Source organism: Wolbachia endosymbiont of Drosophila baimaii (assembly GCF_028982185.1).
In the GTDB taxonomy this organism is placed as follows: Bacteria; Pseudomonadota; Alphaproteobacteria; order Rickettsiales; family Anaplasmataceae; genus Wolbachia; species Wolbachia pipientis.
Genome location: NZ_JAPQLE010000077.1, coordinates 1 through 11,549, shown reverse-complemented (window position 1 = coordinate 11,549; position 11,549 = coordinate 1). Strand labels below are relative to the sequence as shown.

Genomic DNA, 11,549 nt, shown 5'->3' with positions numbered 1-11,549 from the left:
TACTGGTAATCCAAAGCTCCTTAACTCTTTGCACATCGATATTGACAATTGCCCACTTTCTATTCCTATGGATTCGTATTCTCTGCTTTGACTAAGCAGAAACTCAGCTATTGCACTGCTCTCACTTGCAACAACTTCTTCTTTAACAATTTTTCCTTTCTCATCAACGATACTAATAAAAGTTTCTTTGAGTGAGATATCTAACCCGCTATAATATTTCATGAGACTACTCCTACTGTAAAAGTTTAAATTATTTTTGAAGAACCAATTCATTGAATTTGTTACTTCGTGCTAAAATAATGGAGTATGTCTCTCCATCATTCAATCGCAATTACAGTATGTTGAATGTTCTTTATCTTGAATAAACAAATCAACATTACCGCTTTTATACAATATAGCACGGCCCAATATACATGGAGTATATTTAGCATTTTCATTTCTTAAATTTAATAACCATGAAATTGAATTTGGATCAGTTAAAAGCACTACTTCAGCTTCTTTATCTATGCTTTTAGCTATTTTTTCACATTTGTCCTTACTACTTTCACCAGCATATTCAATAGAATGTAAAACCACTGCTTGTTTTCGATAGTCACTTTTTTTTCCAGCTAAACAGGGTATTAATTTACAGATATTCTCATACTTTCTTATATCTTCCATGGTAAAATATTGCAAATAATAACCTAGTGAGGCAGTCGATGTTAAGTTTGCTTTTATCCATTCGCGTGGATCCTCTTCTTGTATATTATATACTTGAAAATTGCCCTGATCGAGCTGATTGTGAGCTTGTGTGATATAGCGTCCATCTGTAAAAAATGGGCACTTGTTGTCTTTTGTAACGATAAGTAGCCCATTTGTTCCTGTAAAGCCACACAGCTTTGTTAGCTCCTCTGAATACTCATTTAAATATTCATCTTTAGTATGCAACATAAATGCATCAACGTTTATCTCGTGCATAAAAGAACGAAATTCTTCGATTTTTGACATAGAACACCTCATACAAAATTAGCAGCCACTTTCGTTTTTCTGTTTCTCAAATACACTAATATGCCCACTATCGCTGCGGGAGTGATGCCTTGTATTTGCTTTGCAATGCCAATTGTTGCTGGTTTTATCGTCTGCAACTTTTCTATTACTTCACTTGACAAGCCTTTAACTTGTGAATAGTTAAAATCAATTGGAATTTGAGTGTTAATTTCCTCTCGTAAAAACTTCATATCCGCTTCTTGTCTTATTAGATAAGGTTTGTATTTTGCTTCAATTTCAACCGCTTCGCATATTTCATTCTTAGCTCTATTATCCGCTTTGGTGTGTCCCATTTTGTCATTCCAGCGCGTGACGCTGCTTAACTCTGGCCATATTTCTTGTAATTTATTCCAGTCGATGTTTGGATAGCTAAGTAAATCTAGTGCCGTTTTTCTTATCCCATCATAAGATATTTTGATACCATAAGACCTAAGCTGCTCAGGAGTAATCGTCAGACTCCCTAACTTCTCTTCAAGTTGCTTAATAGATTTAAGTTTATTCTGTAAAACAGAGTATCTCTCATGCAACACAAGGGAAATATCATAACCTTTTTGTGTTAATCTCCTATCTGCATTATCTGACCTGATAGCTAGCCTATATTCTGCACGTGAGGTAAATAATCTATAAGGTTCGATCACCCCTTTAGTGACTAGATCATCTATCATTACGCCGATATACGAATCTGTGCGGTGGAGAACAAAGCTTTCTTTTTTTTCAGATGCAGAAAGTGCTGCATTGATCCCGGCGATAATTCCTTGCCCTGCTGCTTCTTCATATCCAGTAGTGCCATTAATTTGGCCAGCAAAATATAGACCTTTAACTTTCTTAGTTTCAAGAGTATGAAATAGCTCTCGTGGGTCAATATAGTCATACTCAACTGCATATCCAGGTCTCAATATTTCTGCGTTCTCAAGTCCTTTGATACTCTTTATCATTTCACGCTGCACTTCAATAGACAATGAATTTGAAATTCCGTTCGGGTATACAGTATCATCATTCAGGCCTTCTGGCTCTAGAAATATTTGATGACTACTTTTTTCTGCAAATTTTTTAACTTTAACTTCAATTGATGGGCAGTATCTTGGTGCAACAATGTCATCCAAATACGAAGAAGCTGACCTGTGCAGATTCTCTCTAATTATTTTATGCGTGTTTTCATTAGTATGGGTAATAAAGCATGATACCTGAGGTTGGTTAATTTTTTCTGTGAGATAAGAAAACGGCACAGGTGGATTATCACCCACTTGTTCTTGCAATATTGACCAGTTTATAGTGCCACGATCAAGCCTTGGTGGAGTTCCGGTACGCAGTCTACCTAATCTAAAATCATACTTCTTCAACGTATTTGCAAGTTCTACGGCAGACTTATCTCCCATTCTCCCCGAAGGAGTTACCTGCTCTCCTATATGAATCACACCTTGCAGGAAAGTTCCTGTAGTTAAAACGACTTTGCTTGTCAGTATATGCTCCCCTGAGCTTGTTATTACAGCTTTAATGCACAATTCTCCATTGTTATTACTCTCTATAAGAAAATCGTCAACTGACTCTTCTTTTACCGTCAAATTGTTATAATTTAGAATAATTTCCTGTATTGTTTGCTTGTATAATTTTCGATCTGCCTGTGCACGTGGTCCCCACACTGCCGCACCTCTGCTGCTATTTAAAATGACTGAGTGTATACTTGCTTGATCGATTGCTCTTCCCATTATTCCATCAAGAGCGTCAACTTCCCTGACTACAACACCCTTTGCAACCCCTCCAATTGCTGGATTGCAGGACATTTCCCCTATAGTTGAAATTTTATGAGTTATAAGCAGCGTGTTTGCACCAAGGCGAGCTGCAGCAGCAGCAGCTTCGCACCCTGCATGACCACCACCTACTACTACTACATCATATTTATGCATGCCTTCTTGAGTAATTCTTACTCTACTAATATTCTAACTATTAGCGGTTAATGTCAAATTTTGTTATCCCAGTATTGCACACTGGAATAACAGAAACCTTACTTGGTTAGCTTAAGCTGGTTTGTACCCCTTCTCTTTTGAAGAAAAGTGCTCAATTATAGGTGATATAATATAATTATCCACTTTATCAGTTACAAAGCACCCTGCAATTGGTGCTATGGCTCCTATTACAGCACCTGTTAAAACCAGTGATTGCATCCCAAGCATTGCACCAGGAAAAATAGCAGTTGCAGCTGCAGCAAGGCCAACTCCGATTGCAGCGCTTACAGCTGTTAATGTAATGGCGCTAATTATCTTAAATCCATCGTTTACCCCCCTTTTGTAAGCCGCCATTAAAGCTTCTGACAGGTTTTTTATATAATAAGGAGCTATACACCACCCTGGAAGTATAGAACCAATAACTCCACCTACAACTAAGGGTGATAAAGCTATAAAACTCAATCCCAAACCTGCAAACCCTCCTAGCACAGCACCTACCCCTGCTATAACCATTAAACCTTTTACACGGTCAACCATTTTAGGCACATAACCCTCCTAATTAATAATAACAATTTTTTTTGTGAGCTTTAAGCCCTCTCTATTGTCATTATGGTTAGTTAATTGAATAAGTAAAGTAATGTTTTTATGTTGGAAACAAGAGCGGAAGAAAGGCCTTGACTTTAACTATTTCAATCATCAGTGGCTAATGTATAGCTAACCCCACGTCATACCGTCACGGTATCTCTAGATCCCGCTAACAAGCAGCGGGATGACGGTTTTTCAAATTATCGGGTTTTAGTGGGGCGAGCGACCAGGATCGAACTGGCGACATTCAGTACCACAAACTGACGCTCTACCAACTGAGCTACGCCCGCCAAGATATAAAATTTCTAACATAAGAGCGCAAATAGTCAATTGATTATTTAACTCTCCTTTTGCAGAGGGTTTTAAGTTTAGCCAATAAATATTTTCATTGATACTTTTACTATTATAGTTAATCGTATTGACACTAATGAAGTAGTGGTATGTTTAAAAGTATTTTCACATTTAGTTTTTTTACGGCTATTTCAAGGATCTCAGGGTTAATAAGAGATGTATTGATTGCTACGGTTATTGGTGCAAACTCTCTTGCAGACATATTTTTTTCTTCGTTTCGCTTTGCCAATCTATTTCGAGCATTTTTTGCAGAAGGAGCGTTCACTACCTCATTCATACCGTTATATTCAACAGAATCATATGATAATAAAAAGGCATTTAATTTTGCAAGTAGTGTAATATCCATTACGTTTATTATCTTAGTAATTTTTTGCCTTATCATGCAAACTTTCTCCCCTTATATGATTCAAATTTTTGCTCCTGGATTTGACCAAAGTAAGTTTACCCTTACTGTTACTTTATCAAGAATTATGATGCCCTACATAATCTTTGTTTCAATTGCATCACTTATTGGTGGAATGCTGCAAGTAAAGCAGCATTTTGCTTCAACAGCTATTGCACCAATCGTTTTGAATCTCTGTTTAATCATCAGTTTATTTGTGCCTTACGTAAAAACTCCAGTGCACAATCTTTCTATAGCTGTTCTTATAGGAGGAATTTTCCAGCTACTTTTGATACTATTTAGTGCATACAAGTTAAAGGCAGCTTTTTCTTTTAGCCTTGAATTAAGCAGTGAAGTAAGGTTGTTTTTTAAGCGTGTGATACCTGCAATTATCAACAATTGTGTAACTCAAATAAGCTTATGGATTGATACAATCATGGCGAGTTTTATACCAAATGCGGTGTCCTATATATATTATGCCGATAGGCTAAATCAACTACCGCAGGGAATAATCGGTACTGCAATTGGTACAGTGCTTCTTCCTTTAATTTCAAAACAGGTGGATAATACTGAAAATATAGTCAAAATACAGAACAAGGCTCTCAACATAGGATTAATGTTAATTATGCCAACAACTGCTGCCTTTATCACTATTCCCGACATAATTTTACTTACGCTTTTTTCTTACGGCCGGTTTGATCATTATGCAGTGCAGCAAACTGTTCCCACTTTAATAGCATTTTCTCTTTCTTTACCTGCATTTATTATAAATAAAGTATTGCTACCTACATTTTTTGCTAAAGGCAATCTGAAAATACCAACCATATTTTCGCTAATGTGTCTTGGAATTAATGTAGTGCTAAACCTTTTGTTAATGAACGAGTATCAGCATACGGGGATTGCTATTGCTACTTCCGTTTCCACTTGGATAAACTCCATTCTATTAATTAGTTATTTAACAATAAATAAAATGTATAAGGTTAGCCAAGCGTTATTGTTAAATGTCATGAAAATTTTTGTAGCAACGGCAGTCATGTCAATAGCCCTTTATATTTTTAATTCTTTGTTGGCAGGATTATTTTTTGATAAAATGTTGGCTCGTATTGTTTATTTAACGACTTTAATAGCTTTGAGTGTTATTGTTTATTTTGGTATTCTCTATTTAATATTTAAGGGAAACTTTAAGCATGTGTAAATTATGAGACTTTCTTTATATGCCATATTATCAATCTCGCTGCTATTAATTCTCATGCACGTTGCTGCAACTTTTAAGGATTGGAGTGGCTACAAGGGATATATTATAAAAGAGTTGGAGAAGACGTATAATGCTAAAGTGCATATTGGAGGAAAAATCAAAGTTTCATTGATTACCCCAAAGCTCACTATTTACAATGTGTATATACAATACAACGAAAATAAAGAGCAAAAGTTGTCAGATTTAATTAGTGTAAGAAAAATTGAGGTAAAACCGTCACTCCTATCGTTGTTTTTATTTTCGTTGCAACCAAAGTCAATCACATTGTTTGGTATGAAAAGCAACAAAGAAAATTTACTTAATATTATAAATACAAAAGCCAGTGGTAACACAGTCGATATAGTAATAAAAGACAGCCAAGTAAGTTTTAAGAGTGATTTCGCTGATATTGTTAACGTAAAGGAGGTTGCTGTAAAAAAAAATAGGCAATTCTCCGGTAAAGTAAAGGTAGGTGATAATAATTACGATTTTTCAGGAAAGGTTGATATCACAAAAAAGAATGTACACATTAGTGTTGAATCAAATTTTGTAAATTTGCTATTTACAGGTAATAGAAATCAAGAAGAACTCCAGGGTAATTTAACATTAACAATTAATAACAGTTCCGGTTCTGTGAGTGATTTAGCAAAAATCATTAATCTTAGCTTTCTCTCTTGTGTTATTCCTAGCAAAAATATCAAGATATCATCCAATATAAGTCTTAATGAAAGTGAGTTTACGGCAACTGACTTAAAAATTGATTCCAAAAGCATGCAAGCCAGCGGTACAATACAAAATGATAGAAAAGGCAATCACACTAATTTCAATATTAGCTTCAGTAAAGTTGATTTAGATTCCATACAAAATGATTCACAAAGAACAATGAATATGAAGGATCTTCTGGAATGTTTTAGAGCAGTTGTGCCAAAGAACTTGAGCTTAAATTTTAATATGGAAGCTTCTAACATTCAATATCAAAACAAAATATTGGACAATTTCCGTGCTGTACTAAAATCCACTGATGGCAAAGTAAAAGTTAATACGCTTCTTAAATTTCCTGGAATCAATAATATATCTTACTTATCAGGAGAGATCTCAAACAATAATGTCCTATCTGAATTCAACGGCGATTTATTAGTCGAAGGAAATGATTTTGGGTCATTCATTTCATGTTTTTTCCCTTCTATAAAGATGAAAGAAAACCAGAAAAATCAATTTACACTAAGTTCTAAACTGCACCTTGCACCAAGAATATTATCTATCTCAGACATTAGACTGCTAAATAATAAGGAATCCTTGCAAGGATCAATTAGAGTAAGCCACACAAAAAAACGCAGTGTGATCGATGGTGAATTTAGCATGCATAATCTTGATGCAGATAAATATGATCATTCATTATTTAGCAGTTTACCTAAAATGCAATGGCTGAAAAATTTTCAGTATGATACAAATATAAAGGCCCGTGTTAATAACCTTACATTGAATGATACGAAAATTAAAAATTTGGATTTTTTGCTAAAAATGGAAAAAGGTAAGCTAGTTGCAGATAAAATAAAACTATCTGGAGAAGATTTCGATATTACCGGTAATGCAAAAATATTAGCAGATCAAAAATACGCCAAACCTTTATTAGATGTTAATCTTACGGGCAGTAAATTTAATGGAAAAATTATTACATTACCGAATTTAGTAGAGACGAAAAGAAATTCAAGAAATGAGATAGATCAAATTCAATGGTCAACAAAGCAGATTGATTTTTTGGATGACAAAGAAGGCTTTGATGCAAATGTGCAAATCAATACTGCAGAATTTAAAACCGAGCATAATGTTTTGAAAGATTTTAATTTGGATGCGGTAATAAGAAACAACACTATCACTATCAGGCAGGCAAGTTACGTATTAGAACGCGGGCAAGTGTTTTTTCAGGGTTATTTAAGATCAGACTCAATGAATACAAGGTTTTCTATTGTAAATTTGGACACTAAAAAGATTGGTAAGGTTATAGGAATTGACAATGTAAATGGTCAGGTAAGCTTAAATGGTGAAATCAAAACTCAAGGAAAAAGTTTTCATGATTGGGCTAGTAACTTATCAGGAGATATAAATTTACAAGCACAGGGAATAGAATTTACTAATGTGGATTTTAATTCATTTATCACTAATTTGTTAAGCAGTAAGAATAAGTCTGAAATCTCCACACTTGCTTATATTGATATATATAACGGTAAAACATTTTTTGAAAATATTAGCGGAAAAGCAAGTATTAAGAGTGGTATATGTTCAACTAGTTTACAATTCGGGATTGATCAAGCATCAGGGTCGATCTCTTCTAATTTAACCTTATCTAACTTCGCTTTAAATTCTATATTCAGGTTCTTTTTCATACCACCAAATTATAGTAATCCAATCTATATCGATATGCATTTGGATGGCCCTATTTGGCGTCCTAAGATGAGTTTTGATGTAGACCAAATCTTCATCGCTCTGGTTGGCAAGAAAAATAGTTAATTTACTTGGGTGTACGGTTTAGGGGACAATAAACTCATCTGAACGGATACAAACTTAACCTAACTCATCACCACCTGGCAGTGGTGGCAAGCCAAATGCTTCCCTTTTTTCATTGAGTGTCATAAAGCTTGCATTTTCTACGTATTTCCACAATTTTTGTCTCTTTTCCATGAGAATTTCTATTGCATCTTTGTCATACGACAAGCACAGATCTTCACCAAATCTTGGTATCAGCCAAGAATTCAGGTGACAGATAATATTTTCTAGCGTTGGTAAAACCGTCTGCTCCCAGAGGGATAAGCGTGCTTCGACTAAATTGCTATAAGTGTTATCACCTGGTATGCCAAGCAACTGCGGCGGAACGCCAAAAGCCAGGGCAATATCGCAGGCTGAACTGTGTTTGGACTCAATGAAATCCATATCCCTTGGCAATAAGCTCATTTCCTTCCACTCCAAGCCTCCTTCAAGCAATATCGGTCTTCCAGCATTGACAGGACCTGAATAATGATCATTTATCTGCACCTTTAAGCGTTGGTACTGCTCTTGACTTAAACTTCCACCACTGCCATCTTTCGCTGCTTTCACAACTATTGCACCACTTGGTCTTGCCCCATTTTGTAGCATAGCTTGATTCCAAGCACCCGCCTGATTATGCTGATCTATGCTATATGCAGCCGCCTCAATTGGTGATAACCCATACCAATCATTCAAAGGGTTAAAGGTCTTTAAGTGCAACACTGCTGAACGTCCGGTTAGTTTATCAACTTTAAAGTCATAACTGTTGTTATTTATGGTATAACGATAGATATAAGAAACGTTATTTCTCCCTGGAACAATTTCAACCCTATCTGGGCGCAGAAGATAAAGCTCTGTTGGTGGTTTTCTACTATTCTGTGACTCAATCATCAATATATAAGAATTGCCATTAACTAACCGATAAGTTACAATCCCCTCAATAAATTCCGATTTTGATGTCATTGGATTAGGAGAATAAAGTAATTTCAGTAATGGATGGGCTTTTAGTTGCGATTTTCCCTGGTCAGTAAGCTGGCAGAGAGTAAAAGGTACCGAAGATGCAGCACTTGCAATCATATTGATTGCTCGAAAGGCAATAACATTTTTTATGTAACCTTCCTCAGCAAAACTTACATAATCACGCTTACTCCAACTTGGCTCCATCATTAGCTGCAAAGCAGAATATTTAGTAAATACTGCGCTTTTTTTTCTTTGAAAGATGTTGAAATTCATATGTGCCTCATGAAAGATGTTTAAAAGTTAAAAGTGTTTTAGATTCTGTAGTTAAACTAAGACATAGATCCCAGTGTCACGCACTGGGATGACGGAAGGAAAGCACTTGGGTGACAGGAAAAGAACGAACTGCTATACTAAAAAAAAAGAAATTGAACATGACAGAATGGCTAATATCTAATCAGCTTATTGATTATAACTGTGCCGTAAAATCTATGGAAGAAAAAATTCAACAAATTTACAATAATTCAGCAGACGAATTAGTATGGCTACTCCAGCACCCTCCACTTTACACTGCAGGAATCAGTGCAACAGCTGATGATATTGTTGAAAAACTATTTCCCATATATAAAACAGGAAGGGGTGGTAAACACACATATCATGGTCCAGGACAGCGCATTATATATTTAATGTTAAACCTTAAAAAAAGAAACAAATGCGATATAAAGCTATATATTAGAGATCTAAGTAAGTGGATCATAAATGTTTTAAAGCAATTTAATATACTTGGAGAGTTTAGAGAAGATAGAATAGGCATTTGGGTAAACCATAACGGAGTAGAAAAAAAAATTGCAGCTTTTGGTATCCGTTTAAGAAAATGGGTAACTTATCATGGCATAGCGCTTAACGTCTTTCCAGACCTCTCTCACTATAAGGGTATTATTCCTTGTGGGTTGCAAGGTTATGGCGTCACGTCAATGGAAGAACTAGGAGTGAAAGTTCCACTCTCTGAATTGGATGATATACTAAAAAAAGAGTTTTATAAGATATTTTAATGATTGTTTACCTTTTATATTTCATTCTCACTTTATGTGCTAACACAGGTATTCATGCAATCGACCAAGTTGATATTATTGCTCCTTCTTCGAAGGGAAAAGAATTAGATCTGACTACTATAAAAGAATATGTAGAAGCTTTGGATTTTAATCCCCATATTTCGGAGAAAATATATAGTAATGATAATCCATTTTATTCCAACTCTGATGAATTCAGAGCAAATGATTTGATTAGTGCACTAACCGGTGATAGTAAAATAATCTGGTGTATCAGAGGAGGAGAAGGGGCTTCTCGGTTAATTCCCTATCTAGAAAAGTTACCCAATGATAAAAAAGAAAGGATTGCTCAAAACAAAAAGATCCTCATAGGCTATAGCGATATAACTGCCTTGCACATCCATCTACAAGCTAAATATGATTGGCAAACTCTTCACGGCACCATGTTGGAAATGATAGTAAATAACTCCGTTTCTGAAAGCTCTGTTGAAAAATTGAAAGAGTTAATTCTTAACAAGCGGGATTCTATCAGATTTGATAACCTAAAGACGATAAATAATGGCATTAGACTAAAAGATGGCAGATTAGAGTCTAAAATCATCGGTGGTAATATGACTCTAGTTGAAAATAGTATAGGAACCGCTTGGCAAATAAATGCGAAAGGTAAAATTCTATTTTTAGAGGACATAAGAGTTTACCCATATGCAATAGAGCGCAGTTTAGATCACCTAAAACAAGCCCACATCTTTGATGGAGTACATGCAGTAATCTTTGGGGATTTCGTTAACTGCTATAACGATAACCTTGTTGAAGTTGTAAAAGAAAGGTTTGCAAAAAGTGTTAACTTTCCTGTATTTACAATGAAAGGGGTAGGCCATGGACATACAAATGATCCTTTACCTTTTAACACTCACGCTATTATTAGCGTTCAAGACGAAAAAGAAGGTTTGTTTTTTATGGACGTGCAGAATGTTAGCTACACATAGCTGATAGCTCACTAGGCTTCTTTTGAAATTGTTAAGGTAATTGTCATCCCAGTGCCCTGACTACTTGGATCCAGAAGACTTAATTTTAACCAAGCAGGCTGCATAATAAAGGCTGGATTCCAGCGTCACGCGCTGGAATGACAAGGTATAAACCTTATCGTCATGCCGCCGCGAACCGTCATACCGCGATTCATTCGCGGTATCTCATCAGCTAACAAGCAGCAGTTCTACGTCATACCGCCGTGGTATCTTTTAGCATAGATCCCGCTAACACGTAGCGGGATGACGAGCTTATCGTCATGCTGCCGCGAACCGTCATACCACCACGAACTGTCATACCACCACGAACCGTCATACCGCGATTCATTCGCGGTATCTCTAGATCCCGCTAACACGTAGCGGGATGACGGTTGTCAGGGTGTCATGCAAGTATAGCATTTCTCATAATAGTCCGAACAGGTCATAGGAAGGCAGAATCAACAGCACGACGAAAGGATTCGAATAGAGGAATGT

Annotated in this window: 7 protein-coding genes, 1 tRNA gene and 2 pseudogenes; 4 read left to right on the top strand and 6 right to left on the bottom strand. The window is 35.9% G+C overall.

Features of this window, described 5'->3' with window-relative positions:
• From OZD66_RS02460 to OZD66_RS02440, 5 genes and pseudogenes are all read right to left on the bottom strand, one after another.
• A pseudogene (locus OZD66_RS02460) lies at positions 1-222 on the bottom strand (IS110 family transposase); the annotation flags it as partial.
• 117 nt (positions 223-339) lie between these two features.
• Positions 340-987, bottom strand: a pseudogene (locus tag OZD66_RS02455) (aminopeptidase P family N-terminal domain-containing protein); the annotation flags it as partial.
• Between the two features lie 8 nt (positions 988-995).
• Positions 996-2,930, bottom strand: a complete 1,935-nt coding sequence (gene mnmG / locus OZD66_RS02450; RefSeq protein WP_182367558.1) for a tRNA uridine-5-carboxymethylaminomethyl(34) synthesis enzyme MnmG — start codon at positions 2,928-2,930, stop codon at positions 996-998.
• Positions 2,931-3,041: 111 nt separating this feature from the next.
• Complete coding sequence (locus OZD66_RS02445) at positions 3,042-3,506, bottom strand: hypothetical protein (protein ID WP_182367560.1); 465 nt, start codon at positions 3,504-3,506, stop codon at positions 3,042-3,044.
• Between the two features lie 262 nt (positions 3,507-3,768).
• Positions 3,769-3,844: transfer RNA gene (locus OZD66_RS02440), tRNA-His, on the bottom strand.
• A 150-nt stretch (positions 3,845-3,994) separates the two neighbouring features.
• Here OZD66_RS02440 and murJ point away from each other — a divergent pair.
• Both murJ and OZD66_RS02430 read left to right on the top strand, forming a co-directional pair.
• The gene (gene murJ / locus OZD66_RS02435) at positions 3,995-5,482 is read left to right on the top strand and encodes a murein biosynthesis integral membrane protein MurJ (RefSeq protein ID WP_182367562.1); all 1,488 of its coding nucleotides are present in this window, start codon (positions 3,995-3,997) and stop codon (positions 5,480-5,482) included.
• Between the two features lie 3 nt (positions 5,483-5,485).
• Positions 5,486-8,029, top strand: coding sequence for an AsmA family protein (locus tag OZD66_RS02430; RefSeq protein ID WP_182367564.1), 2,544 nt, complete (start codon positions 5,486-5,488; stop codon positions 8,027-8,029).
• Between the two features lie 54 nt (positions 8,030-8,083).
• Here the strand turns inward: OZD66_RS02430 and OZD66_RS02425 are convergent, their stop codons facing one another.
• Positions 8,084-9,277 (bottom strand): phage portal protein, encoded by a 1,194-nt coding sequence (locus OZD66_RS02425; RefSeq protein ID WP_182367567.1) that lies wholly within the window; start codon positions 9,275-9,277, stop codon positions 8,084-8,086.
• A 134-nt stretch (positions 9,278-9,411) separates the two neighbouring features.
• On the opposite strand from OZD66_RS02425, the gene lipB reads away from it, so the two are divergent.
• Together lipB and OZD66_RS02415 are read left to right on the top strand one after the other, a co-directional pair.
• The gene (lipB, locus tag OZD66_RS02420; protein ID WP_275022128.1) at positions 9,412-10,053 is read left to right on the top strand and encodes a lipoyl(octanoyl) transferase LipB; all 642 of its coding nucleotides are present in this window, start codon (positions 9,412-9,414) and stop codon (positions 10,051-10,053) included.
• Positions 10,053-11,036, top strand: a complete 984-nt coding sequence (locus OZD66_RS02415) for an LD-carboxypeptidase (protein ID WP_182367573.1) — start codon at positions 10,053-10,055, stop codon at positions 11,034-11,036. The genes lipB and OZD66_RS02415 overlap by 1 nt, the downstream gene beginning before the upstream one ends.
• Positions 11,037-11,549: the final 513 nt, after the last annotated feature.

Bases quoted from the DNA above. Each gene is read 5' to 3' on its own strand.
- mnmG (WP_182367558.1), bottom strand. From the start codon at position 2,930: ATGCATAAATATGATGTAGTAGTAGTAGGTGGTGGTCATGCAGGGTGC.
- murJ (WP_182367562.1), top strand. From the start codon at position 3,995: ATGTTTAAAAGTATTTTCACATTTAGTTTTTTTACGGCTATTTCAAGG.
- OZD66_RS02415 (WP_182367573.1), top strand. From the start codon at position 10,053: ATGATTGTTTACCTTTTATATTTCATTCTCACTTTATGTGCTAACACA.
- OZD66_RS02425 (WP_182367567.1), bottom strand. From the start codon at position 9,277: ATGAATTTCAACATCTTTCAAAGAAAAAAAAGCGCAGTATTTACTAAA.
- OZD66_RS02445 (WP_182367560.1), bottom strand. From the start codon at position 3,506: ATGGTTGACCGTGTAAAAGGTTTAATGGTTATAGCAGGGGTAGGTGCT.
- OZD66_RS02430 (WP_182367564.1), top strand. From the start codon at position 5,486: ATGAGACTTTCTTTATATGCCATATTATCAATCTCGCTGCTATTAATT.